This is a genomic window from Streptomyces sp. JL2001, assembly GCF_050917515.1.
Classification (GTDB): domain Bacteria; phylum Actinomycetota; class Actinomycetes; order Streptomycetales; family Streptomycetaceae; genus Streptomyces.
Window position 1 is genome coordinate 1,477,314 of record NZ_CP169421.1, and the last position, 24,311, is coordinate 1,501,624.

Annotated in this window: 19 protein-coding genes; 4 read left to right on the forward strand and 15 right to left on the reverse strand. The window is 73.1% G+C overall.

Annotated features, from left to right (window positions below):
- Positions 1–167 precede the first annotated feature (167 nt).
- The 11 genes from ACE1OA_RS06465 to ACE1OA_RS06515 form a co-directional block, all read right to left on the reverse strand.
- Positions 168–1,280, reverse strand: coding sequence for an inositol-3-phosphate synthase (locus tag ACE1OA_RS06465; RefSeq protein ID WP_386544461.1), 1,113 nt, complete (start codon positions 1,278–1,280; stop codon positions 168–170).
- A 207-nt stretch (positions 1,281–1,487) separates the two neighbouring features.
- The gene (locus tag ACE1OA_RS06470) at positions 1,488–5,195 is read right to left on the reverse strand and encodes a ThuA domain-containing protein (protein WP_432752448.1); all 3,708 of its coding nucleotides are present in this window, start codon (positions 5,193–5,195) and stop codon (positions 1,488–1,490) included.
- Positions 5,196–5,453: 258 nt separating this feature from the next.
- Positions 5,454–6,458 (reverse strand): sugar phosphate isomerase/epimerase family protein, encoded by a 1,005-nt coding sequence (locus ACE1OA_RS06475; protein ID WP_356600571.1) that lies wholly within the window; start codon positions 6,456–6,458, stop codon positions 5,454–5,456.
- Between the two features lie 77 nt (positions 6,459–6,535).
- On the reverse strand, positions 6,536–7,687 hold the full coding sequence (locus ACE1OA_RS06480; protein ID WP_432754038.1) for a Gfo/Idh/MocA family protein: 1,152 nt from the start codon (positions 7,685–7,687) through the stop codon (positions 6,536–6,538).
- A gap of 194 nt (positions 7,688–7,881) precedes the next feature.
- On the reverse strand, positions 7,882–8,919 hold the full coding sequence (locus ACE1OA_RS06485; protein WP_356600573.1) for a substrate-binding domain-containing protein: 1,038 nt from the start codon (positions 8,917–8,919) through the stop codon (positions 7,882–7,884).
- A gap of 113 nt (positions 8,920–9,032) precedes the next feature.
- A complete protein-coding gene (locus tag ACE1OA_RS06490; RefSeq protein WP_356600575.1) occupies positions 9,033–10,040 on the reverse strand; it encodes an ABC transporter permease in 1,008 nt (335 codons plus the stop codon).
- Positions 10,037–11,575 carry a sugar ABC transporter ATP-binding protein gene (locus ACE1OA_RS06495; RefSeq protein WP_432752449.1) on the reverse strand — a complete coding sequence of 513 codons (1,539 nt, stop codon included), beginning with the start codon at positions 11,573–11,575 and terminating at the stop codon, positions 10,037–10,039. The genes ACE1OA_RS06490 and ACE1OA_RS06495 overlap by 4 nt, the downstream gene beginning before the upstream one ends.
- A gap of 141 nt (positions 11,576–11,716) precedes the next feature.
- Positions 11,717–12,898 carry an ROK family transcriptional regulator gene (locus ACE1OA_RS06500; RefSeq protein WP_356776584.1) on the reverse strand — a complete coding sequence of 394 codons (1,182 nt, stop codon included), beginning with the start codon at positions 12,896–12,898 and terminating at the stop codon, positions 11,717–11,719.
- A 152-nt stretch (positions 12,899–13,050) separates the two neighbouring features.
- Positions 13,051–13,758 carry a class F sortase gene (locus ACE1OA_RS06505; protein ID WP_432754039.1) on the reverse strand — a complete coding sequence of 236 codons (708 nt, stop codon included), beginning with the start codon at positions 13,756–13,758 and terminating at the stop codon, positions 13,051–13,053.
- A 140-nt stretch (positions 13,759–13,898) separates the two neighbouring features.
- Positions 13,899–14,747 (reverse strand): hypothetical protein, encoded by an 849-nt coding sequence (locus ACE1OA_RS06510; RefSeq protein WP_432752450.1) that lies wholly within the window; start codon positions 14,745–14,747, stop codon positions 13,899–13,901.
- Positions 14,748–14,983: 236 nt separating this feature from the next.
- Positions 14,984–15,931: a beta-ketoacyl-ACP synthase III gene (locus ACE1OA_RS06515; RefSeq protein WP_384866206.1), complete on the reverse strand. Its 948-nt coding sequence runs from the start codon at positions 15,929–15,931 to the stop codon at positions 14,984–14,986.
- 322 nt (positions 15,932–16,253) lie between these two features.
- Here ACE1OA_RS06515 and fdhD point away from each other — a divergent pair, with 322 nt between their 5' ends.
- Positions 16,254–17,102, forward strand: coding sequence for a formate dehydrogenase accessory sulfurtransferase FdhD (gene fdhD, locus ACE1OA_RS06520; RefSeq protein WP_361312299.1), 849 nt, complete (start codon positions 16,254–16,256; stop codon positions 17,100–17,102).
- A gap of 311 nt (positions 17,103–17,413) precedes the next feature.
- Here the strand turns inward: fdhD and ACE1OA_RS06525 are convergent, their stop codons facing one another.
- The 3 genes from ACE1OA_RS06525 to ACE1OA_RS06535 form a co-directional block, all read right to left on the reverse strand.
- A complete protein-coding gene (locus ACE1OA_RS06525; RefSeq protein ID WP_356776574.1) occupies positions 17,414–17,815 on the reverse strand; it encodes a (2Fe-2S) ferredoxin domain-containing protein in 402 nt (133 codons plus the stop codon).
- On the reverse strand, positions 17,812–18,336 hold the full coding sequence (locus ACE1OA_RS06530; protein ID WP_384866200.1) for an isochorismatase family protein: 525 nt from the start codon (positions 18,334–18,336) through the stop codon (positions 17,812–17,814). The genes ACE1OA_RS06525 and ACE1OA_RS06530 overlap by 4 nt, the downstream gene beginning before the upstream one ends.
- A 180-nt stretch (positions 18,337–18,516) precedes the next feature.
- Positions 18,517–19,560, reverse strand: coding sequence for a bile acid:sodium symporter family protein (locus tag ACE1OA_RS06535; protein WP_432752451.1), 1,044 nt, complete (start codon positions 19,558–19,560; stop codon positions 18,517–18,519).
- 240 nt (positions 19,561–19,800) lie between these two features.
- On the opposite strand from ACE1OA_RS06535, the gene ACE1OA_RS06540 reads away from it, so the two are divergent.
- Together ACE1OA_RS06540 and ACE1OA_RS06545 are read left to right on the forward strand one after the other, a co-directional pair.
- The gene (locus ACE1OA_RS06540) at positions 19,801–20,667 is read left to right on the forward strand and encodes a LysR substrate-binding domain-containing protein (protein ID WP_356600591.1); all 867 of its coding nucleotides are present in this window, start codon (positions 19,801–19,803) and stop codon (positions 20,665–20,667) included.
- 313 nt (positions 20,668–20,980) lie between these two features.
- Positions 20,981–22,810, forward strand: coding sequence for an AMP-dependent synthetase/ligase (locus tag ACE1OA_RS06545; protein ID WP_432752452.1), 1,830 nt, complete (start codon positions 20,981–20,983; stop codon positions 22,808–22,810).
- 502 nt (positions 22,811–23,312) lie between these two features.
- Here the strand turns inward: ACE1OA_RS06545 and ACE1OA_RS06550 are convergent.
- Entirely contained in the window at positions 23,313–23,777 is a 465-nt protein-coding gene (locus ACE1OA_RS06550) for a DUF6221 family protein (protein WP_432752453.1), read from the reverse strand.
- Positions 23,778–24,117: 340 nt separating this feature from the next.
- Here ACE1OA_RS06550 and ACE1OA_RS06555 point away from each other — a divergent pair, with 340 nt between their 5' ends.
- Positions 24,118–24,246 (forward strand): hypothetical protein, encoded by a 129-nt coding sequence (locus ACE1OA_RS06555; RefSeq protein ID WP_432752454.1) that lies wholly within the window; start codon positions 24,118–24,120, stop codon positions 24,244–24,246.
- Positions 24,247–24,311 lie beyond the last annotated feature (65 nt).

Below are 24,311 nucleotides of genomic sequence, written 5' to 3' on the forward strand. Positions count from 1 at the left end.
GTCGCTGGTACCGCGCCCGTCACTCGGGGCGGCCTCCGCGCTCACCCTCGCCCTCGGGTCGACCTCCGCGCTCGTGCTCGCGCTCGCCCTCGCCCTCGCCGTCGCGCTCGTGGGTCGAGCGCCCGGTGCGCGGTCGGTGTCATGCGCGGGGCCCGCGTCCGGCGTGCTCATCGGCTCTCCCCCAGCCGCGTCGCGAACGCCACGAGTCGCGTGTACTGCTCGGCGAGGTCCGCCGGTGCCGCGCCCTCGGGGTCCTTGAAGTAGAAGGCCAGGTCCTCCAACGGGCCGCTCATGCCCCGTTCGTGGGCGCGGGCGGTGAGCCGCGCCAGGTCGAGGACGAGCGGGGCGGCGAGCGCCGAGTCGCAGCCCTGCCAGGTGGTCTGGAGGGTCATCCGGGAGGAGAGGAATCCGTCGAAGGCGATGTGGTCCCAGGCCGTCTTCCACTCCCCCAGCGCCGGTACGTCGTCGATGTGCACCTCGCCCTCCGGGGCGCGGCCGAACACCTCGGCCAGCACGCGTTCCTTGCCGGCGTTCTTCGCCGCGGCGGCGGCCGGGTCGGCGAGGGCCGCGCCGTCCCCGCCGCCGAGCAGGTTCGTGCCGGACCAGGCCCGTACGGTCAGCGCCCGCCGGAGGAACATCGGCGCGAGGACGGAGCGCAGCAGCGTCTGGCCGGTCTTCCCGTCGCGTCCGGCGTACGGCAGGCCGCTCGCGGCGACGTCGGCGGCGAGGGCGGGATGGCGCAGTCCGGAGGAGGGGGTGAAGTTGACGTAGGGGCAGCCGGCGCGCAGCGCAGCGGCGGCGTAGAGCGAGCTGGGCGGGAGCCCGGCGCCCCCCGACGCCGGCTCCGTGGAGGCCACGTTGATCACGACCACGCGGTCGAGGTCCAGTCGGGATCCGAAGTCCGTCAGGTCGGCGGCGAACGCGGAGACCAGTTCCTCCTCGCTCCGGTTCTCGCCCGGCTGCGGGCCGCCCGGTCTGATCTCGTCCTCCGCGGCCCGCAGTTCTCCGGCGACGGCCGCCGCCAGCCCGTGCGGGAGGACTCCGGCGACGGTCAGCTGCTCGGCCCGTTTGGGCAGCGGACACGCCGCCGTGTCGTGTCCGCCGAAGACCAGGGTGGCGAGGGGCGGGAGACCGGCCGGGGCGAACGCCTCGATCTCGGTCACCATCCCGGTGGGCGGGTGCAGTCCGGCCGTGACCGCGGCCCAGCCGGCGACCGTCGTGGTGGCGACGGAGCCTCTCGCCCCGATCAGCCAGACTCCTGTGCGTGTTCCCGTGGTCACGACACTGCCTCCCTGACTGCGGTGGTGGTGGAGACGGCGGGCGGGGGGTACGGCGCCTCCCCGCCCGCCGCCGGCTGTGACCGGCCCGGGCCCGGGTGACCGGAGCCCGAGCCGGGCCCCCTGGCCAGGAACCCGGGCCGGGCCCCCCGGCCAGGAACCCGGGCCCGAGGCCGCCCGATCAAGAAGCCCCTGCGGGCGTCTCACGGATCAGGCCGGAAGCTCCTTGAGCCGGATGTTGCGGAAGGACACCTGGTCGTCGGCCCCGTGGTTCTGGAGGCCGATGTAGCCGTCCTTGAGGCTCCGGGCCGGGTCGGTGTTCGTGAAGTCGTTGATCTTCACCCCGTTGAGGAACACCTGGAGCCGTTCGCCGCGGACCCGGATCTCGTAGCTGTTCCACTGGCCCGGGGGCCGCAGGACCGCGTCCCGCGCCGCGAGGTCGGCCGACTTGAAGCCGTAGACGGCTCCGGTCGTCCGGTCGGCGGCGTCGGTCGCGTCGATCTGGATCTCGTAGCCCTTGTTCACGGCCGACCAGGGGTCGTCCGAGGCGGGGAAGCCGACGAAGACACCGGAGTTGTCGTCTCCCGCGGCCTTCCAGTCCAGGGTGAGCGAGTAGGAGGAGAACTCCTTGGCCTGGTACCAGAGCATGCCCATGCCGCCGGTGGAGCGGAGTTCGCCGTCGACGACGTCGAAGCCGCCGGGGCCGGCCTGCTTCCAGCCCTCCCGTGTCACGCCGTTGAAGAGGTCGCGGTAACCCGACTGCGGACGGCAGTCGGCCGTGACCTGGCCGGTGGCGTAGCGCAGTCCGCCGAGCAGGTGGGCGCGGAAGGCGGGTTCGGCGTACGACTCCTTGGTGTGGCCGCCGCCCGTGTAGAAGGACCGGCCGCCCCCGTAGGTCTGGCACCAGGCGATCGGGTGGTCGCCCTTCATCGTGCCGCCCTGGTAGGTCGTCTCGTCGAGGGTGGCCAGGACGCGGGCGGTGCCCCGCGGGTTGGTGCGGTAGTTGTACCACTCGTCGGTCCGCTCCCAGGGGCCGTCCAGGTGGGCGGTGGCCGGGTGGGCGTGGTCCTCGACGCGGACGGTGGCGGGCTGGATCTGCGGATGGGAGCTGAAGTAGGCGCCGACGAGGCCGCCGTAGAACCCCCAGTCGTACTCGGTGTCGGCGGCGGCGTGGACGCCCATGTAGCCGCCGCCGGCCGCCACGTACGTCTCGAACGCCGCCTGCTGGGTGGCGTCGAGGACGTCGCCGGTGGTGGAGAGGAAGACGACGGCGTCGTAGCGGGCGAGGTTGGAGGTGGTGAACTGGCGTGGTTCCTCGGTCGCGTCCACGGTGATCTTGCTGTCGGCGCCGAGTTCCTTCAGTGCGGTGATGCCGCTGCCGATGGAGTCGTGCCGGAATCCGGCCGTGCGGGAGAAGACCAGGACCCGCTTGGCGCTGCGGTCGACCGGCGCGTCGGAGAAGGTGAAGTCGTCCAGGTCGTAGAGCGCTCCGGCGCCTCCCTTGAAGACGAGGAAGAGCTCGGTGGTCCGGCGCGGGACGTTGCGCAGGGGTACGTCGACGTCCTGGAAGGTCTCCCAGCCGCCGGTGACCGGGATCGGCGCGGAGCCGAGCAGGGTGCCGGCGGGTGATCCGGTGCGGACCTCCAGGAAGCCGCCGGCGCCGCCGGAGGAGACCCTGGCCGTGAGTCGGGTGGAGCCGGTCAGGTTGTAGGGCGTGAAGGAGATCCAGTCGCCGTCCTCGATGTCCCCGACGGTCCGCCCGCCGTGGGCCTCGGTCTTGTCGTAGGTCCTGATGCCGTGCTGGGCGTCGAAGTGCTCGGCCTGACGGTGGTTCGGCTGGAGCTTGGCCTGGTCGTGGCCGGTGAGCGGGGCCTGGCCGCCGCCTCCGCCGTCGGTGTACTCGGCGTTGAAGACGGCGAAGATGTTGGCGTCGTCGTCGTGGCCGCCGTCGGCCGAGGTCTTGATGGTCCCGGTGCAGCCGTTGGCGGAGGTGACGGGGTGGCCGTGGCTGTCGTGGCCCAGGACGTAGGTCACCTTCACCTTGGAGCAGTCGATCGTCCCGTCCTCGGGGTCGGTGACCCGCACGGTGAAGGGGATCTCGTCGCCGAAGTCGAACAGAGCGCCCTCGGCGGGGAGCTGCAGGGTCACCTTCGGCGCGGTGTTGCCGACGACCACGTGGACGGAGGCGGAGCCGGTGCGGCCCGAGGGGTCGCGGGCGGTGACGGTGGCGACGTAGGTGCCGTTCGTTCGGTAGGTGTGCGTGGGGTCGGCCTCGGTGGAGGTGGTGCCGTCGCCGAAGTCCCAGCTGTAGCCGAGGGCGTCGCCGTCGGCGTCGGTGGTGCCGGCCGAGGAGAAGGCGACCCTGAGCGGCGCGGTGCCGGAGGTCCTGTTCGCGCTCGCCTCGGCGACCGGCGAGCGGCCTCCGGTGGCGTTCTCGATGCGGTAGAGGCCGGAGTTCTCGTCTCCGCCGAACCAGGCGGTGCCGTAGTCGAGGACGTAGAGCGCGCCGTCGGGGCCGAAGGCCATGTCCATGATCTGGGTGCCGGTCCACGGCACGGGGTTGATGGACTGGACGGCGCCGTCCGGGCCCTGCTCGATGCGCTTGATCCAGCGCCGGCCGAACTCTCCGGCGAAGAAGTCGCCGTCGTACGCTTCCGGGAACTTCACCGGGGAGGTGGAGGCGGCGTCGTAGCGGTAGACGGGCCCGCCCATGGGGGATTCGGAGCCGCTGCCGAACTCGGGTACGGAGCCGCCGTTGTACGGGATCCAGGCGGGCTCGGCCGGCGGCAGGTCGACGAGGCCGGTGTTGTGGGGCGAGTCGTTCTTCGGTGCGGCGCAGTCGAAGGCCGCTCCGGAGGTCTTGGTGGCGAAGTCGTAGTCGACGTAGGCGTCGTTGTTTCCGGTGCAGAAGGGCCAGCCGAAGTTGGCGGGCTTGGTGATCCGGGCGAACTCGACCTGGCCGGCGGGTCCGCGGGCGGGGTCGGCCGCTCCCGCGTCGGGGCCGTAGTCGCCGACGTAGAGGACGCCGGTGGCCTTGTCGACGCTGAAGCGGAAGGGGTTGCGGAAGCCCATTGCGTAGATCTCGGGCCGGGTCCGGTCGGTGCCGGGCGCGAAGAGGTTGCCGCCGGGGACGGTGTACGAGCCGTCGTCGGCGACCTTGATGCGCAGGATCTTGCCGCGCAGGTCGTTGGTGTTGCCGGAGGTGCGGCGGGCGTCGTAGGCGGGGTTGCGGCCGGCGCGCTCGTCGATGGGGGTGTAGCCGTCGGAGGCGAAGGGGTTGGAGTCGTCGCCGGTCGACAGGTAGAGGTTGCCCTGCGCGTCGAAGTCGATGTCGCCGCCGACGTGGCAGCAGATGCCCCGGGTGGCGGGGATGTCGATGACCTTCTTCTCGCTGGCGTTGTCGAGGGTGCCGTCGGCCTTCAGCGTGAAGCGGGAGAGCCGGTTGACTCCGTCGTACGGGGCGAAGTCGGCGGCGGTGCCGTCGTTGGGCGCGTCGCCCGCGGGGGTGTTCAGCGGGGGCGCGTAGTAGAGGTAGAGGGCCTTGTTGCGGGCGAAGTCGGGGTCGAGGCCGATGCCCTGGAGGCCCTCCTCGTCGTGGGAGTAGACCGGGATCGTGCCGATGACCTGTGTGTTGCCCGCGGCGTCGGTGCGGCGCAGTTCGCCGTTCCGGGAGGTGTGCAGGACGCTGCGGTCGGGCATCACGGCCAGCGACATGGGCTCGCCGACCTCTTCACCGCCCTTGGCGAGGGTGACCTGCTGGAAGTCCTCGGCGGCGGCCGGTCCGGCGGGGGCGGCCGGTCCGGCGGGGGCGGCCGGGCCGGCCGGGTCGGCGGCGAAGCCCTGCGGCGTGGCCAGGGCGAGCAGTCCGACGGTGATCAGGGCGAGTGGCTTGCTGGCTCGGAGTCGTTTTCCGTACACGAATGTCCTCCGGAGTAGGGCCGGGTGTGCGGGGGTGTCCGGGGAGCCGGCGTGCGCCGTCACGCTGGTCGAATCCCATAGTTACGTCATGTACACATCAGGGACCGTAGCGGGGTTCGTCCCTGACGGAAAGCCCTTGCGCGGCAGTTCGGTCGAACTTTTCCCAGAGAGAGGACAAAGCCTTCCGCGGGCAGGGCGGACCGACCCGGCGACGTGACCCGCCACCGGGCCTGACCTGCGTTCAGAGCGGACGGAGCGTCAGCGATCGCCCCCGAAGGCGGCGTCGAAGGAGGCCGCCGGCGGATCGAAGTCGTACCGCTTGAGGACGGAGAGCGCTTCCGGAGCGCCGGTCAGCCGGTCCATCCCCGCGTCCTCCCACTCCACCGACACGGGACCCGCGTAACCGATCGAGCGGAGCATCCGGAACACGTCCTCCCACGGCACGTCCCCGTGCCCGGCCGAGACGAAGTCCCAGCCGCGCCGCGGATCGCCCCAGGGCAGGTGCGAGCCCAGCCGCCCGTTGCGCCCGTCGAGGCGACGCCGGGCCTCCTTGCAGTCGACGTGGTAGATCCGGTCGCGGAAGTCCCAGAGGAAGCCCACCGGATCGAGGTCCTGCCAGACGAAGTGGCTCGGGTCGAAGTTCAGCCCGAAGGCCGGCCGGTGGTCCACCGCCTCCAGGGCCCGCTGCGTGGTCCAGTAGTCGTACGCGATCTCGCTGGGGTGCACCTCGTGCGCGAAGCGGACGCCCTCGGCGTCGAAGACGTCCAGGATCGGGTTCCAGCGCTCCGCGAAGTCCTCGAAGCCGCGCTCGATCATCCGCTCCGGCACCGGCGGGAACATCGCGACCAGGTGCCAGATCGACGAGCCGGTGAAGCCGATGACGGTGTCGACGCCGAAGGCCGAGGCGGCCCGGGCGGTGTCCGCCAGCTCGCGCGCCGCCCGCCGGCGCACCCCCTCCGCGTCGCCGTCGCCCCAGATCCGGGACGGCACGATCGCCTGGTGCCGTTCGTCGATCGGATGGTCGCAGACCGCCTGGCCCACCAGGTGGTTGGAGATCGCCCAGCACTTCAGCCCGTACTTGTCGAGCAGCGCCCGCCGCCCGTCCAGGTACGAGGGGTCGGAGAGCGCCTTGTCGACCTCGAAGTGGTCTCCCCAGCAGGCGAGTTCGAGGCCGTCGTAGCCGAAGTCGCGGGCGAGCCGGCAGACCTCCTCCAGCGGCAGGTCGGCCCACTGGCCGGTGAAGAGGGTGAAGGGACGGGGCACGGGGACGGCCTCCTTCTGGGCGGTTCGTACAGGGCGACGGGGCGGGCGCCCCGGGGCGTCGGGAGCGGGCGCCCGGACTACTGCGGTACGGGGGTGTAGACGGCGTTCTTCTGCGCGCTCTCCTCCACCGCGGCGAGCACCCGCTGCACCTGGAGGCCGTCCGCGAAGGACGGCGCGGGCGCGGTCCCGGACGCGACGGCGAGGACGAGGTCGCGCGCCTGGTGCACGAAGGTGTGCTCGTAGCCGAGCGCGTGGCCCGGAGGCCACCAGCCCTCCAGGTACGGGTGGTCCGGCTCGGTCACCAGGATGCGGCGGAACCCGGCCGAGACGGCCGGCTCGGTGTGGTCGTGGAAGGACAGTTCGTTGAGCCGCTCCAGGTCGAAGGCGAGCGAGCCCTTCTCCCCGTTGATCTCCAGACGCAGGGCGTTCTTGCGGCCTGCCGCCATCCGGGTCGCCTCGAACGAGGCGAGCGCCCCGGAAGCGAGGCGTCCGGTGAACAGTGCCGCGTCGTCCACCGTCACCGCCCCGTACGCCCCGTCCACCGCGGCCCCCGCGAGGCCCGCCGACACCCCGGCGAGCCGGGGCCGTTCCCGGACGAAGGTCTCGGTGAGCGCCGACACCCCGACCAGCAGCTCCCCCGTCAGGTGCTGGGCCAGGTCGACGGCGTGCGCCCCGAGGTCCCCGAGGGCCCCCGATCCGGCGTGCTCCCGCTCCAGGCGCCAGGTCAGCGGGAAGTCCGGGTCGACCAGCCAGTCCTGGAGATAGCTCACCCGGACGTGGCGCAATGCACCGAGCCGGCCCTGCGTGATCAGGCGGCGTGCGTACGCGATCGCGGGCACCCGGCGGTAGTTGAAGCCGACCATGGCCACCTGGCCGCGGGCGGCGGCGGCCTCGGCAGCGGCCACCATGGCCTCCGCCTCGGCGACGGAGTTGGCGAGCGGCTTCTCGCACAGCACGTGCTTGCCCGCCTCCAGGGCGGCGACGGCGATCTCCGCATGGCTGTCGCCGGGCGTGCACACGTCCACCAGCTGGACGTCGTCCCGGGCGACGAGGGCGCGCCAGTCCGTCTCGGCCGCCGCCCAGCCGTGCCGGTCGGCGGCGGCCCGGACGGCGGCCGGGTCACGGCCCGCGACGGCGGCGAGCACCGGCCGCATCGGCAGGTCGAAGACGCGTCCGGCGGTGCGCCAGCCCTGGGAGTGCGCGGCGCCCATGAACGCGTATCCGACCATGCCGACGCCCAGGGTCGGCGGCACGCCCGGCCCGCTCCCCCGCGCGGCGCTCCCGGCCTCTCCTGCCTCTGCGGAGGCGGCGGCCTCGCCGGGCTCCCCGGCGGCACTCTCCCGCTGTTCCATACGGTTCCTCCGTTTCGTCGTACGCGGCGGCGATCGGTGCGGCGGGGCGGTCGACCCCGCGCCCGCGCCGGTCAGCTGAAGCCGGTGGGCAGGTACTCGTCGACGTTCTCCTTGGTCACGACCGCCGAGTAGAGGGTGATGGAGGCGGGGATCTCCAGCTCCGACATCCCCCCGACCCCCTTCTGCTGGCCGAGGGCCCGGGCCAGGTCGATGGCGGAGGCGGCCATGGTCGGCGGGTAGAGGACGGTCGCCTTGAGCACCCCGTCGTCGGCCTTGATGGCGTCCATCGCGGACTTGGCGCCGGCGCCGCCGACCATGAGGAAGTCCTTGCGGCCGGCCTGCGCGATGGCGCGCAGCGCGCCCACGCCCTGGTCGTCGTCGTGGTTCCACAGGGCGTCGAACTTCGGCTGCGCCTGCAGGAGCTGGGCCATCTTGGCCTGGCCCGACTCGACGGTGAAGTCGGCCGCCTGGCGGGCCACCTTGCGGATGTTGGGGTAGTTCTTCAGGGCGTCGTCGAAGCCCTGGGTGCGCTGCTTGGTCAGCTCCAGGCTGTCCATGCCGGCCAGCTCGATGACCGTGGCGCCCGGCTTGTCCTTGAGCTTCTCGCCGATGTAGCGCCCGGCGTTGAGGCCCATCCCGTAGTTGTCGCCGCCGATCCAGCAGCGGTAGGCCTGCGGGGAGGCGAAGATCCGGTCCAGGTTGATGACCGGGATGCCGGCCTTCATGGCCTGGAGGCCGACCTGGGTGAGCGCCTTGCCGTCGGCGGGCAGGATGACCAGGACGTCGACCTTCTTGTTGATCAGGGTCTGGATCTGGCCGATCTGGGTCGCGGTGTCGTTGGAGCCCTCGGTGATCTCCAGGGTCACGTCGGAGTACTTCTTGGCCCGGTTCTTGGCGTTCTGGTTGATCGCGTTGAGCCAGCCGTGGTCGGCCTGGGGGCCGGCGAAGCCGATGGTGACGGGGGTGCCGGGCTTGTCGTCGGCGGCCGGGACGTTGCTCGCGGCGGGTGCCTGGTTCTTGGGCTCGTTGCTGGTACAGGCGGTCAGCAGCGCCCCGGCGGAGACGGCGGCGGTGCCGAACAGCAGTCCTCTGCGGCTGGTCTGTTGCATGGCGGTGGATCCCTTCGACGAGAGGGGCGGGAGAGAACGGGGTGGAGAGGGCGGGGAGACGGGGGGCGAGGGCGGGGAGACGGGGGCGACGGGGTGGCGCCGCTCGAGGCGGGTCAACCCTCGCCGCCCCGCACGGTGCGGCGCTGGACCAGGACGGCGGCGACGATGATCGCGCCCTTGGCGATCTGCTGGACGTCGCTCTGGAGGTTGTTGAGCGCGAAGATGTTGGTGATGGTGGTGAAGACCAGGACGCCGAGGACCGAGCCGACGATCGTGCCCCGTCCGCCGGTGAGGAGGGTGCCGCCGATGATCGCGGCGGCGATGGCGTCGAGTTCGTACAGGTTGCCGTTGGTGTTCTGGCCGGACCCGGACAGGATGATCAGCAGGAACGCGGCGATGCCGCAGCAGAGTCCGGAGAGCAGGTAGAGGTAGAGACGCTGGCGCCGCACGTCGATGCCGGCGAGGCGCGCGGCCTCGGCGTTGCCGCCGACGGCGACCGTGCGCCGGCCGAAGGTGGTGCGGTTCAGGACGAGCCAGCCGGCGACGGTGACCGCGGCGAAGACGAGGACGAGCGGCGGGATGCCGAGCAGGTACGCGTCGGGGATGCCGAGGTCGAGCACGGAGTCGACGGTGACGATCTGGGTGCGGCCGTCGGTGATCTGGAGGGCGAGGCCGCGGGCGGAGGCGAGCATGGCCAGGGTGGCGATGAAGGGGACCATGCCGCCGTAGGCGACGAGCAGGCCGTTCACCAGACCGCAGCCGAGACCGACGAGCACGGCGGTGAAGAGGATGCCGGCGAAGCCGAACTCCTGGGTGGCGACGGTGGTGGCCCACACGGAGGCGAGGGCGACGATCGCGCCGACCGAGAGGTCGATGCCGCCGCTGGTGATGACGAAGGTCATGCCGACCGTGACGACGCCGATCACGGACGCCTGCGTCAGGACGAGTTGGAGGTTGGAGGTGGCCAGGAACTCGTCCGGTCTCGTGATGCCGCCGACCGCGATCAGTACGGCGAGCACGCCGAGCAGGGAGAGGTTGCGGACGTCGGCCCTGAGTCCGAGGGGGCGCCGGCCGCCCTCCTGCGCGGGTGCGGGGGTGTTCTTGGCGGTGGACAGCGTCATGACGTCGGGCTCCCTTCCATCACGAGGTCGAGGACACGGTGTTCGTCGAGGTCACGGGCGGGCGCGGTGTGGACGACGCTGCCCTCTCGGAGCACCAGGACGCGGTCGGCGAGGCCGAGGACCTCGGGCACTTCGCTCGACACGAGGAGGACGGCGAGGCCGTCGTCGGCGAGGCGGCGGATCACGGCGTAGAGCTCGGCGCGGGCGCCGACGTCGACACCGCGGGTCGGCTCGTCGAGCAGCAGGACCCGGCAGCCGCGCAGCAGCCAGCGGGCGAGGACGGCCTTCTGCTGGTTGCCGCCGGAGAGCGTGCGGATCGGGGCGTCGGGGTTGTCGGGCCGCAGGGAGAGCTCCCGGGTGGCCGCGCGGGAGGCCGCGCGTTCGCCGGCCCGGTCGATCCAGCCGGCGCGGGAGAAGCGGGCCAGCGAGGAGACGGAGACGTTGCGGGTGACCGACTCCAGCATCAGCAGGCCCTGCGCCTTGCGCTCCTCGGGGGCGAGACCGATGCCGGCGCGTACGGCGGCCCGGACGCTGCCGGGGCGCAGGGGCCGGCCGTCGACGAGGACCCGGCCTGCGCCGGGGCGGCGGGCGCCGTAGATCGTCTCCAGGATCTCGGAGCGTCCGGAGCCGACGAGTCCGGCCAGTCCGACGATCTCGCCGGGCCGCAGCTCCAGGTCGAGGGGGGCGAACTCGCCCTCCCTGTACAGCCCCTGGACCTGGAGAACGGGGGCGGCGGACGGCGGATCGGCGGGGCGCTCGGGGAAGACGTACTCAACGTTCCGGCCGGTCATCAGCGCGACGATGTCCCGGGTCGGGGTGGACGCGGCGGGCAGTACGCCCGCCACCGCACGTCCGTCCTTGAGGACGGTGACCCGGTCGCCGATGCGGCGGATCTCCTCCAGGCGGTGCGAGATGTAGACGACGGCGACCCCGTCGGCGGTGAGGTCGGCGACGATGCGGAAGAGGTTGTCGACCTCGTCGGGGTCGAGTGCGGCGGACGGCTCGTCCATCACGATGAGGCGTACCTCGTGCGAGAGCGCGCGGGCCATCGAGACGATCTGCTGCTGGGCGGCGGAGAGGTCGCCGACGAGGCGGGCGGGGTCGATCTCGGGATGCCCGAGACGGGCGAGGAGCCGGGCGGCCGAGGCCCGGGCGGCGCGGCCCCGGACGACGAAGCCGGCCGTGGTCGGTTCGTGCCCGAGATGGACGTTCTCCGCCACGGACAGCCCCTCGACCAGGTCGAGTTCCTGGTAGATCGTGGCGATGCCCAGGCGCATGGCGGCGATCGGCGAGCGGAGCCGGACGGGATCCCCGCGCCAGGTGATCTGCCCGTCGTCGGGCTGGTGGGCGCCGGCGAGGACCTTGATGAGCGTGGATTTCCCGGCGCCGTTCTGGCCGAGGAGGCAGTGCACCTCGCCGGGCGTGACCTCCAGGTCGACCCCGTCGAGGGCGCGGACGCCGGGGAACGACTTGGTGATGCCGGACATGGTGAGCAGGGGCTGGGCGGGGGCGTGCGGAGGCGGTTCTGAAGCCATGGCGGACTTCCCCTCGGCGGGTGCGGGTGACGCCTGAGTGGGTGGGCTGAGGACCGGCGGGCGCGTCCGGTGGGCGGCCGGGATCGCCGTGCCACCGCCGGCCCGGGGGCGGGGTGGTACGGGAAGCCGCCGCGGCGGGCGCTACGCCGGGGAGAAGAGGTGGTCGCTGATGAGGCGGGCCGCGCCGGTGACCCCGGCGGTCTGGCCCAGCTCGCCGAGCACGATGGGGAGATTGCCGGTGGCCAGGGGGAGGGACTGCCGGTAGACCTGGGTGCGGATACTGGCGAGGAGGTTGTGACCGAGGCCGGTGACCCCGCCGCCGATCACCACCAGACCGGGGTTGAAGAAGCTGACGAGTCCGGCGATGACCTGCCCGACCCGGTTGCCGCCCTCACGGATGAGGTCGAGCGAGGTGGCGTCGCCGGCGGCGGCCGCCGCGGCGACGTCCACGGCGGTGAGCCGGCCGTTCGCCGCGAGGCGCGCGGCGAGCTCGTCCGATCTGCCGCCGCGTGCCGCGTCCTCGGCGTCGCGGGCGAGCGCGGCGCCGCTGAAGTGGGCTTCCAGGCAGCCCTTGTTGCCGCAGGCGCAGGCGCGGCCGTCGGGTTCGACCTGGATGTGCCCGATGTCGCCGGCGCTGCCCGTCGTCCCTCGGTAGACGTCACCGCCGACGACGATGCCGCAGCCGATGCCCGTACCGATCTTGACGCAGAGGAAGTCGGCGACGGAGCGGGCGACGCCGGCGTGCTGCTCCCCCATGGCCATCAGGTTCACGTCGTTGTCGACCATGACGGGGCAGCCGAGTTCCTGGCTGAGGGCCTCCCGTACGGGGAAGCCGTCCCAGCCGGGCATGATCGGCGGGGCGACCGGGACGCCTTCCGGGAAGCGGACCGGGCCGGGGACCCCGATGCCGGCGCCGTCGAAGCCTTCGGCGAGCCCGGAGGCGCGCAGTTTGGCGGCCATCGACAGGGCCTGCTCGAAGATGGCGACGGGCCCTTCGCGGACGTCCATCGGGTGGTTGAGATGCCCGAGCACCTCCAACTCGGCGTTGGTGACGGCGACGTCGATGGACGTGGCGCCGATGTCGATGCCGAGGAAGCGGAGTTCGGGGGCGAGCCGGATGTTGTGCGACCGGCGTCCGCCGCGGGAGGCGGCGAGGCCGTCCGCGACGACGAGGCCGGTCTCCAGGAGCCGGTCGACCTCGACGGCGAGCTTGGAACGCGAGAGGTCGATCTGATCGCCCAGCTGCGCGCGGGAGTTGGGGCCTCCGTCGCGCAGCAGTCGGAGCAGTCGCGCCTGGTGCGCGTTGGCAGGTCGTGCCGTCATGCGTCTCACGCGCCCCTCCCCTGTCGAAGTCCGCCGGCGTTCCGTCGTGCTTTCGAGGGGAACGTAGCAGCGGTGTCCCGGAGTGGGAAGGACTTGCGCAGCAATCCATCACGACTTCTTCCCGACTGAGGACAAAGCCGTTCGGGGAGCGTTCAGACGGCGGCCCGGTGGACCCCGGCGGGGCGGACCGTGCCGGGGTCCACGCGGGGAGCGGCCGGTGCGGGTCGGACCTCGGCCAGGCGGGCGAAGACGACGACGTTGCCGTCGTAGCCGGCGCCCTCGGTGAAGTGGCCCCCGCAGGTGAGGACGCGCAGTTCGGGCGCGGCGGCGGGCCGGTAGACCCGTTCGGCAGGGAAGCCCTCCTGGGGGACGACCTCGACGCCGTACACGGAGAAGACGGCCGTGCGGCCGTCCTGGCGGGCGACCTCGATGCGCTGCCCCTTGCGCAGCGCTCCGAGGTCGAAGAAGACGGCCCGGCCGGCCGGGGTGTCGACATGGCCCACGACGACGGCAGTCCCCTTCTCCCCCGGCGTGACGGCGCCGGTGAACCAGCCGGCCAGGTTCCGGTCCCGGGCCGTCGGGGTGTCGATGCCGCCCTGCCCGTCGAGGCCGACGGCGACGACCGGGGCGTCGATGCCCGCGCCCGGCACCCGGACGCGCGCCGGGCGGGAGGCGGGCAGCGGGCCGGGGGCGGCAGGCGGGTCGGCCGCGGCGGCGCGGGGATCGGGGGCCGCGGCGGCGAGGGGCTGCGGCGGCGGCCGGTCGGCACGCCACTCCGCCGTACCGGTGCGCACGAGGTGCACACCGATCAGCAGCACGACGATCACGACGCCCCAGGCGCCGCGGCTGCCCACGCCCATCTGTCCCTGCACGTTCCGTACCGTTCCCTTCCCGCTCGCCGCTCGCGCGCGGCCCGAACCCGGCCGCCCGCGCGATGACGCCCCTCCGCCCCGGGCCTCGTCACCCCGGGGCGGAGGGGCCGCTTCCGCCGGGCCCGCCGTCAGCCGCGGCCGACGGCGCGGCGGCGGCGCATCAGCAGGAGGCCGCCTCCGCCGAGCGCGCCCGCGATCAACGCGGAGCCCGCGGCCACCTCGGCGGTGCCGAGCCCGCCGGCGTCCGCGGAGCCGCTGCCGAAGCCGGCCCTGACGCCCCGGTGGGCGCCGGTGTCACCGGTGCCGGTCGTCGTGCCGGTGTGACCGCCCGCGTCGCGGGCGACGGTGAGCATGGCGGTGCCGCGCTCGCCCTTGCAGTCGAAGGTCACCTCGTACTGCGCGTCCACCCTGGCCTCGACGTCGATGACGGCCGTGCCCTGGCCGCCGCCGTCGAGCGTGACGGTGTCGAAGATGCCCGAGGTGACGGTCACGGACGGCACCTCGCAGCCGTCGGACTTGAGGGTGACCGTGCCGCCGGGGGCGATCCTCGCCGGTGTCACCGAGTAGCCGAACGAGGTGATGTCGCTCCCGGTCCCGTCCGTTCCGGTGCCGTCGGCCCCCGCGCCGCCCGTCGCGGTGCCGGGGGTGCCGGTGCCGGGGAGACCCGGGGTGCCGGTGCCGGTGCCGGGGCTGCCGGTGCCGGGGAGACCCGGGGTGCCGGTGCCGGTGCCGCCCGCGGCATCGCTCCCGGTCCCGTGCGCCGCGGCGCCGTCGCCGGCAACGCCTGTGACCGCGCCGTCGCCGGCGCCTCCCGTGGCCGCGCCGCCCGTACCGCCGCTCGCCGTACCGCCGTCGCCGGTGGTGCCGTTGCCCGGGACGTCACCCACGGGCACCTCGTCGGCCAGCGCCGGCGGCGTGACGAGGGACAGGGCGACGGTGGCGAGCAGGGCGGCGGAAGCGACGCGTATCGCGCGCATGACGGTCCTCCAGATCACGCGAGGGTCCCGTGCGGGATTTTCCGCATACGGCAGGAAACGACCCTCACCGCGATCGAAGCTAGGCCGCCCCCCGGCACGCCGCCACCGGGCTCCGCCGGACGGAGCACCGGACCACTCTCAGGGGGTGCCCCGCCGATCGGCCCGGGAGCGGCGAGCGGCCGGGAAGCCCGCGGGACCGCGGGAGACCGGGGGGACACCCCAGGGCCTGTCCCGTACTACGGGACCCGGACGACCTGACCGGCGTACGAGAGGTTGCCGCCGAAGCCGAAGAGCAGTGCGGGCGCGCCGGAGGGCAGTTCGCCGCGCTCGACCAGCTTGGACAGGGCCATCGGGATCGAGGCGGCCGAGGTGTTGCCGGACTCGACCACGTCCCGGGCGACGATCGCGTTGACCGCGCCGATCTTCGCGGCGAGGGGCTCGATGATCCGCAGGTTGGCCTGGTGCAGCACCACGCCCGCGAGGTCCTCCGGCGTCAGGCCGGACCGCTCGCACGCCTGCCGGGCGAGCGCGGGCAGCTGCTGGGTGGCCCAGCGGTAGACCGACTGGCCCTCCTGGGCGAAGCGCGGCGGGGTGCCCTCGATGCGGACGGCGTGGCCCATCTCCGGGACCGAGCCCCACAGGACCGGGCCGATGCCCGGCTCCTGGCCTTCCGGGACCGGCTCGACGATCGCCGCGCCGGCGCCGTCCCCCACCAGGACACAGGTGGTGCGGTCGCTCCAGTCCACCACCTCGGTCATCTTGTCCGCGCCGATCACCAGCGCGCGACGGGCCGCGCCCGCCCGCACCGTGTGGTCGGCGGTGGCGAGCGCGTGGGTGAATCCGGCGCAGACCACGTTCAGGTCGAGGGTGGCGGGCGAGCGCATGCCGAGCCGGGCGGCGACCCGGGCGGCCGTGTTCGGCGAACGGTCGATCGCCGTGGACGTGGCGACCAGCACGAGGTCGATGTCCTCGGGGCCGAGTCCGGCGGTGGCGAGCGCCTTGCCCGCGGCGTACGCGGCCAGCTCGTCGACCGGCTCGTCGGGCCTCGCGACGTGACGGGTGCGGATGCCGACCCTGCTCCGGATCCACTCGTCGCTGGTGTCGACCAGCGCGGCCAGGTCCTCGTTGGTCAGTGTCTTCGCGGGCTGGTAGTGCCCGAGCGCGGCGATACGAGTGCCGGTCATGCCCGGGACCCCCTAGGAGCTCGAAAGTGCAGGAACCACACAGTCTTGCCAGCGACTCATGGGTAACAGGACACGTAAACCACCAAGATTCACCCGCACCTGTTGGGCGACCGTGACAACGGCCGCACCGGGCGCGGCCCGGGCCGCGCCCGGTGCGGCTCCGGCTCGGGCCCGCTCCACGGCCCGGTTCGTCCGCTCCCCCGGGGTGCAGGACAATGGGGCGTCGAGGTCAGCGCCGCCCCGGGGTCCCGTCGATCCTGCCGGATCCAGGGAGGGCTCCGCCGCGGGGTTTCCCGCACGTACAGAATCGGGTGTAGGCACCATGGGACGGGTCACCGAACGACGACGCGTCATCCGGATCCGGGGCGGCGCCGTGAACGAGCGCCCCGACACCCTGGTCGCCGAGGAGCCCCTGGAGATCCGGCTGAACGGCCGGCCGCTCGCCATCACCATGCGCACGCCGGGCGACGACTTCGCCCTGGCCGCCGGGTTCCTGGTGAGCGAGGGGGTGCTGGGCGCCGCCGCCGAGGTCCGGAACATCGTCTACTGCGCGGGCGCCAGGGACGACGGCACGAACACGTACAACGTGGTGGACGTGCAGTTGGCACCCGGTGTCCCGGTCCCGGACATCAGCCTGGAGCGGAACGTCTACACGACGTCGTCGTGCGGGCTGTGCGGCAAGGCCAGCCTGGACGCCGTACGGACCACGACGCGGTTCCCGATCGCCGACGCTCCCCCGGTCCGCCTCACCCCCGAGCTGCTGTCCCTGCTTCCGGAGCGGCTGCGGGCCGCGCAGCGGGTCTTCGACCGGACCGGCGGTCTGCACGCGGCGGCACTGTTCTCCGAGGACGGCGAGCTGCTCGACGTCCGCGAGGACGTGGGCCGCCACAACGCGGTGGACAAACTCGTGGGCCGCGCGCTGCGGGAGGATCTGCTGCCCCTGGACCGGGCGGTCCTGCTGGTCTCCGGCCGGGCCTCGTTCGAACTGGCGCAGAAGGCGGTGATGGCCGGCATCCCCGTGCTCGCGGCGGTCTCGGCGCCGTCGTCACTGGCGGTGGACCTGGCGGCGGAGACCGGCCTGACGCTGGTGGGCTTCCTGCGCGGCGCCGACATGAACGTGTACGCGGGCGAGCACCGGATCGCCCTCGGGGCGGCGGCCTCCCGGAACTGACGTAGCCCGGCCCGGGGGACGGTCCTCGGACGAGGGGCGGCCCCCGGACAAGCAACAGCCCCCGGACGAGCGACGGTCCTCGGACCAGCGACGGTCCCCGGACAGGAGCCGCCCCCGGACGAGGGGGGTCCGCGCGTGGCCGGCCGCCGTGCGGGACGGGGCCGCGGCGGGCAGCGGGGTGCTCGCCGCGGTCACGTCCCCGCGGCAGATGCGGTCCCTGATCCGGCCGGTGTCCGGGTCCGGAACCGTCGCCCCGGGTGCGGGCCCGCCAAGGTCGGCGGACCCCGTGCGGCCGCCCTCGGGCGGGCGCGTCAGCGGGCCCGGCGCTTCGCCTCGGCGGGCGGGTCGATCATCTGGAGGGTGAGGGTGGCCGGGGCCTCGGCGATGCCGGGGCCGCCCGCCGCCGTCCAGGCGAGGATGTCGTCGACGCAGTCGTCGTCCGCGGTGAAGCCGATCCACGCGGCCCTGCCGCCGCGCCGCCGGCCCTCGGTGGACGGCTGGACGACCACGACGTTGGCCTGGGCGCAGGGGCCGAGGCAGTCGCTGACGCGGACCGCGAGCCGGCCGCCGGAGTCGGCCGCGGCCCGGCGGAGCCGGGCGAGCTGGCCGGCGTGGTCGACGCCGGGGTTCTTGCGGGCGTCGCCGCAGCAGCAGCCACGGCAGACGACGAGGGAGCAGGGGCGGGCTCCGTAACGTATCGGGACCGGGCTCACTCCGGCTTCCCGTCCAGGGTGATCGCCGCGCTCTCGGCGACGGTGCCGAGGCGGGGGAAGTCGAGCGTGACCGACGCGTGGTGCTCGTCGGCGGTGAGCGCGGCCATGGCGTCCTCGGCGAAGACCAGGTCGTAGCCGAGGTCGGCCGCGGCGCGGGCGGTGGACTCGACGCCGAGGTTGGTGGCGATGCCGCCGAACACCACGGTGGAGACGGACCGTTCGGCGAGGAGTTCGTGAAGTCCGGTGCCCTGGAAGCCGCCGATGGTCCGCTTGACGACGACGTGGTCGCCCTCGTGGACGAGGGAGGACACGAGTTCGCTGCCGGGGGGCTGGGTGTCGACGTGGGGACGCTCGACCCGGATGTGGACGACGGGTGCGCCGGCGGCCCGGAAGGTGTCGGCGAGCCGGGTCGCGGCCGTGACGACATCGGATCCGGCACGGGGGGCGAGGGGCAGCGCGACGATGCGTTCCATCAGGTCGACGAGGACGAGCGCCGCGCGGCGGGGATCGAGTGCGGTCATGGGAGCACCGTAGCGGGCTCGTTGATCATCGCGGCGCGGACCGTATGTGATCCCGCCGACGCCGGAACCGAGGCCCGACGCCGGAACCGAGGCCCGGCGCCGGGGCCGACGACGTGCCGTCCGGCGCGGACCGGGTGGGAACCCGCCGCCGGCGTCGGGAGCCCGGACGTGCCATGCCGGTCAGGCCGGGTCCGGGACCACCGTGGCCCGTTCCGCTTCCCCGGCCGCCCCGCGGGCCGCGGCCGGCTCCTCGGGGTCGCGGGAGCGGCGCTTCGCGATGACCGCGCAGACCATGAGCTGCATCTGGTGGAAGAGCATCAGCGGCAGCACGGCCAGCGAGGCGTGGGCCCCGAACAGCACGCTCGCCATCGGCAGCCCCGCGGCCAGGCTCTTCTTCGAGCCGGCGAACTGGATGGCGATCCGGTCCTCCCGGCCGAAGCCGAGCCGCCTCGCCCCGTACCCGGTCAGCGTCAGCATCACCGCGAGCAGCACGGCCTCGACGGCCAGCAGCAGCCCCAGCCGGGCCGGGGTGACCTGGTGCCAGATCCCGGCGACCATGCCCTGGCTGAAGGCGGTGTGGACGACGAGCAGGATCGAACCGCGGTCGACGTACCCGAGCACCTTCCGGCGCCGGGCGAGGAATCCGCCCACCCACGGGCGCAGGAGCTGCCCGGCCAGGAAGGGGACCAGCAGCTGGAGCACGATCCGCGCCAGGGAGTCCGCGGAGAAGCCGCCCGCGTCGCCGCCGAGCAGGGCCGCGGCGAGCAGCGGGGTCAGCACGATGCCGGCGAGGGAGGAGAAGGAGCCCGCGCAGATCGCGGCCGGCACGTTGCCGCGGGCGATCGAGGTGAACGCGATCGAGGACTGGATCGTGGAGGGCACCAGGCACAGGAAGAGGAACCCGCTGTACAGCTCGGGCGTCAGAACGGCCGGAACGAGCCCCCGCGCGGCCAGTCCGAGCAGCGGGAAGACCAGGAAGGTGGCGCCGAGGACGGTCAGGTGGAGCCGCCAGTGCCGGAGTCCGTCGAGTGCCTCGCGGGTGGACAGCCGGGCGCCGTAGAGGAAGAAGAGCAGCGCGATCACCGCCGTCGACGCGCCCTCCTCGAGGTCCGCCGCCGCCCCCGAGGCGGGCAGCAGGGCCGCGAGGCCGACCGTGCCGAGCAGCGCCAGGACGTACGGATCGAGGGGCAGCCAGGACGGCAGGAGGGTCGTACGGCGGCTCATGGGCTCCACTGCTCTGTTCGCTGATGCGGGGTCGCGCCGCCCCCGGGCGGCCGCACCGGCCCGACGGCTCGCGCGGCCGGGACGGGGTCGTACGGCTCGGCAGGGTGCCGTCGCGTCCGGGCGGAGTCGTACCCTCCCATCCTGCTCCGGGCACCTGAGATCGGGAATCCCGTACAGCGCTCTGACTGTCATCACGTTTCGCGATGGCCGAGGGCGGTGGGCGCCGTTAGCCTCGGGTGCGTGTACGAACCGTCCCAGCTGCGCACCTTCCTCGCGGTCGCCCAGACGCTGAGCTTCACCCAGGCCGCACGGCGGCTCGGGCTGCGGCAGTCGACCGTCAGCCAGCACGTCCGACGGCTGGAGGAGGCCACGGGCCGGCCCCTGTTCACCCGGGACACCCACAGCGTGGAGCTCACCGAGGACGGCGAGGCGATGCTCGGCTTCGCCCGGACGATCCTGCAGGCCCACGAGCGGGCCGCGGCCTTCTTCACCGGGACGCGGTTGCGGGGGCGGTTGCGGTTCGGGGCCTCGGAGGACTTCGTGGTGACCCGGCTGCCCGAGATCCTCGAGTCGTTCCGGCGCGAGCACCCCGAGGTGGATCTGGAGCTCACGGTCGAGCTGTCCGGGACGCTGAACGCCCGCCTGGAGGCGGGGCGGCTGGATCTGATCCTGGCGAAGCGACGGGCCGAGGAGACCGGCGGCGAGCTGGTCTGGCAGGACGCCCTGATCTGGATCGGGTCGCCGCAGCTGCGTCTCGATCCGGAGCGCCCGGTGCCGCTGATCGTCTTCCCGCCGCCGGGCATCACCCGCGCCCGGGCGCTCGAGGCGTTGGAGGCGCAGGGCCGGGCCTGGCGGATCGTGTGCACGAGTACGAGCCTGAGCGGCACGGTCGCGGCGGCGCGCGCCGGTCTCGGGGTGATGGCCCACACCCGCGGCCTGGTCCCGCCGGGGCTCACGCCCGTGCCGGCCCGGGCGGGGCTGCCGGATCTCGGGGAGGTCGACTTCGTCCTGCGCAAGGGACGGCGGCGCGGTGCGGCTCAGGAGGCGGCCGACGCCCTGGCCGCGGCGATCCTGGCGGGCGGCGACCGTCTGCACCGTCCGCGCTGATCGCCGACGGGTCCGACGGGCGCCCCGCCCCGGCCCCCACCTCGCCGTTCGGCCGCGTCCGGCCCCGCTCCGCCCCGGCTCGGGACGGCGAGTGATCGCTCGGTACAGATTCCGTGGAGATTCGGGCCCGGGCTGCTTACCGATGAGTCAGTAACGAGGCCCGGGCCGCCGTCACTTGCCCGCTCCCGCGCCCCTGACCTGTGACAACGCCCAATGTCCCGGCTTGGTGAAGGCCCTCCCGCCCGGCAGTCGGGTGGGGTACCGTCACCCGCGCCGTACGGAGCGCGACAACGAGCGGTCGAGGAGCAGGTCATTGCGCGAGTTCACCGTGCCGCCCGTCGAGGCGGCGCCTCAGGTCGGCGGTCTGGCGGACGCCGTGTTCGACCACGCCCAGGAACACCCGGACCACGTCGCCCTCGGCCGGAAGGACGCCGCGGGGCAGTGGCGGGAGGTCACGTCCGCCCAGTTCCGGGACCAGGTGCTCGCCCTCGCGAAGGGCCTGATCGCCCACGGCGTCCGGTTCGGCGACCGGGTCGCCATCATGTCGAGGACCCGCTACGAGTGGACCCTGTTCGACTTCGCCCTGTGGACCCTGGGCGCCCAGCCCGTGCCGATCTACCCGACGTCGTCCGCCGACCAGGTCTACTGGATGCTGCACGACGCCGAGGTCACGGCGTGCGTCGTGGAGCACGAGGACCACGCCATGACCATCGGCTCGGTCATCGACCGGCTGCCGCGGCTCCAGCGCCTGTGGCAGCTGGACTCGGGCGACGGCGCGGTCGCCGAGCTGGTGGCGGCCGGGGCGGAGATCGACGAGGACGTCGTGCACCGGCACCGGCGGGCGGTCACTCCCGACTCCGTCGCCACGGTCATCTACACCTCGGGCACCACCGGCCGCCCCAAGGGCTGCGTGATCACCCACGCCAACTTCATGTTCGAGACGGACATGCTGATCGGACGCTGGGAGCCGGTCTTCCACTCCAAGCCGGGTGACGAGGCGTCCACGCTGCTCTTCCTCCCGCTGGCGCACGTCTTCGGGCGGATGGTGGAGGTCGCGGCGATCCGGGGCGGGGTGAAGCTGGGGCACCAGCCGGCGCTCAACGCGGCCGCGCTGCTGCCGGACCTCGCCGCCTTCCGGCCGACGTTCATCCTGGCCGTCCCCTACGTCCTGGAGAAGGTCTTCCACGCGGCGCGCCGCAAGGCGGAGACCGACGGGAAGGCGGGCCCGTACGACAAGGCCGTCGACGTGGCGGTCAAGTACGCGGAGGCCCTGGAGCACAAGGCGTTCGGCCTCGGCCCCGGGCCGTCGGCCGGGCTGCGGATGCAGCACCAGTTCTTCGAGAAGATGGTCTACGGCAAGGTCCGGGAGGCGATGGGCGGCCGGGTCCGGCACGCGATGTCGGGCGGCTCCGGTATGGACCGGAGACTCGGCCTGTTCTTCGAGGGGGCCGGGGTGACCGTCTTCGAGGGGTACGGCCTGACGGAGTCCTCGGCGGCGGCGACGGCGAACCCGCCCGAGCGGACGAAGTACGGGACGGTGGGGCAGCCGGTCCCGGGGACGACGGTGCACATCGCGGAGGACGGGGAGGTGTGGCTGCACGGCGGCCACATCTTCTCGGGGTACCTGAACAACCCGCAGGCCACCGCCGCCGTGCTGAACGACGGCTGGCTCGCCACGGGCGACCTGGGGATGCTCGACGAGGACGGCTACCTGACGATCACCGGGCGGAAGAAGGAGATCCTGGTGACCTCGGGCGGCAAGAGCGTGTCGCCGACCGGGCTGGAGGAGCGGGTGCGCGCGCATCCGCTGATCGCGCAGTGCATCGTGGTGGGCAACGACCGGCCCTACATCGCCGCGCTGGTGACGATGGATCAGGAGGCGGTGGAGCACTGGCTGTCGATCCAGGGGCGGCCACCGATGCCCCCGGCCGACCTGGTGCGCGACCCGAGCCTGGAGACCGAGATCAGGCGGGCGGTGGTGGCCGCCAACACCCTGGTGTCGCAGGCCGAGTCCATCCGTACGTTCCGGATCCTGGCGCATCCGTTCAGCGAGGAGCACGGTCTGCTCACCCCTTCGCTGAAGCTGAAGCGGAAGGCGATCGAGAAGGCGTACGCGACGGAGGTCGAGGCGCTGTACGGCTGATTCCTGCTCCGGTGAGCGTTTCTGATGGTCCATCAATTGACGGTGCATCAGTTATTGACGCTTCATCAGGTCGGTCACAGAATGCGGTCACCCGACGGAGGGACGACCGACCGTGTCGCGACCGATCCGCACCCTCGCCGCCGCAGCGGCGGCCCTGCTCCTCGTCACCGCCTGCAACAGCTTGAGCAGCAGGCGTGGACCGAGATCCAGGCCGCGCACTGACCGTGGAGGCCGCGCAGGCAGTCCAGACCGCGGTCACCGAGCATGCTGCAGCGACCGGGCAGGACCGGTAGTAGGTCGAGCGGGCACTGAAGAAGCGGGTCCGGCACCCGGAGGACTAGGTCCTGTCCGGGCGATCTTCGAGGATCGGCCCGCGGCGTCGGATGTGGTGCATCGCAAGGCGGAGGATCGCCCTCGTACCGGGCGTACTCGGGCGACTCCGACAACGCCGCGAGACGCCGCAGCCGTCGTCGCGGGCCCGAGGAGATCGCCCGGACAGGACCTAGGGGCGCCACGCCTCGTCGTAGTCGGGGTGGTCGGCGTAGGGCATGGCGAGCAGGCCGAGGATCGGCGTCATCTTGTCGGCGTACCACCACGGGTTGTCCCCGCCGGAGTCGTCCAATTCGGCCGCCACGTGGGCAAGGATCCGCCGCTTGGCGTCGACCTCCGCAGCGATCCGACGCGGGTCGAAGCGGGCGATGTGCCGCGCGATGGCGTCCTCGTCCGAGGACTCGCTCGCAGCGATGGCCACACCGAAGGCGCGGCCTGCCTCGTCGGTCGCAAGGTCCGAAATGAGAGCGACGCAGTTGTCCTCGTGGTCCTCCACGATCAGTCGCCGCTCGTGCCACTCCTGATCGCCGCGGTACACCGACCAGCTGGTCTCATCCGGGCAGCCGCCCCAGTGCGCAGCGGTGGCCGTCTGCTCGTCCTCGTCGAGGCGGGCGGTCAGGAACTTCACCAGGTCCATGGGGCCTCCAAATGCGTCCCGCCCGTCGGGCGCTGTCCCCGGTGGGGTCCGACGGGCGGGTTCGATTCACGGTGCCGCCAGCAGGCGCGAATGTGATGTGTACACCGTAGCGGGCGGCGCTGACAGTGCCGGGTGGCTGCGGATGACCGTCACCCGTAATTCGCCCTGGTCGTCGCCTACCGGCGCCAGCGCGTCGACGAGGACGGCGCCTTGCGCGACGCCACCCGCCTGCACACCGCACATCGGTCGCACCAGCACGCTCGGCCCGCACTACCTGGACCGGGCGCGCACGCAGGCAATGCGCGTCAACGGCTGGACGCATAGCGAGTTGGATGCCCACATGACGGAGGCTCGGCGCCTCTGGGAAGAGCGCAGCCAGTGGGAGTGGAAGCTCGACGTGACCGTGCTCAAGAATGCTGGCGGCCGTCTCCTCCCGGCCCGGCGCGACCGCGAGGTCAGCTGGGACTAGTGGCGGGCTCTCTGCCGATTCTCTACCGCGGCCGATGACTCCTTCGGGTACGGCCCAGGGTGGCA

Coding starts and splice junctions, on each gene's coding strand:
- ACE1OA_RS06480 (WP_432754038.1), bottom strand. CDS start 7,687: ATGGTCGGATACGCGTTCATGGGCGCCGCGCACTCCCAGGGCTGGCGC.
- ACE1OA_RS06485 (WP_356600573.1), bottom strand. CDS start 8,919: ATGCAACAGACCAGCCGCAGAGGACTGCTGTTCGGCACCGCCGCCGTC.
- ACE1OA_RS06490 (WP_356600575.1), bottom strand. CDS start 10,040: ATGACGCTGTCCACCGCCAAGAACACCCCCGCACCCGCGCAGGAGGGC.
- ACE1OA_RS06495 (WP_432752449.1), bottom strand. CDS start 11,575: ATGGCTTCAGAACCGCCTCCGCACGCCCCCGCCCAGCCCCTGCTCACC.
- ACE1OA_RS06500 (WP_356776584.1), bottom strand. CDS start 12,898: ATGACGGCACGACCTGCCAACGCGCACCAGGCGCGACTGCTCCGACTG.
- ACE1OA_RS06505 (WP_432754039.1), bottom strand. CDS start 13,758: ATGGGCGTGGGCAGCCGCGGCGCCTGGGGCGTCGTGATCGTCGTGCTG.
- ACE1OA_RS06510 (WP_432752450.1), bottom strand. CDS start 14,747: ATGCGCGCGATACGCGTCGCTTCCGCCGCCCTGCTCGCCACCGTCGCC.
- ACE1OA_RS06515 (WP_384866206.1), bottom strand. CDS start 15,931: ATGACCGGCACTCGTATCGCCGCGCTCGGGCACTACCAGCCCGCGAAG.
- fdhD (WP_361312299.1), top strand. CDS start 16,254: ATGGGACGGGTCACCGAACGACGACGCGTCATCCGGATCCGGGGCGGC.
- ACE1OA_RS06530 (WP_384866200.1), bottom strand. CDS start 18,336: ATGACCGCACTCGATCCCCGCCGCGCGGCGCTCGTCCTCGTCGACCTG.
- ACE1OA_RS06535 (WP_432752451.1), bottom strand. CDS start 19,560: ATGAGCCGCCGTACGACCCTCCTGCCGTCCTGGCTGCCCCTCGATCCG.
- ACE1OA_RS06550 (WP_432752453.1), bottom strand. CDS start 23,777: ATGGACCTGGTGAAGTTCCTGACCGCCCGCCTCGACGAGGACGAGCAG.
- ACE1OA_RS06555 (WP_432752454.1), top strand. CDS start 24,118: ATGACGGAGGCTCGGCGCCTCTGGGAAGAGCGCAGCCAGTGGGAGTGG.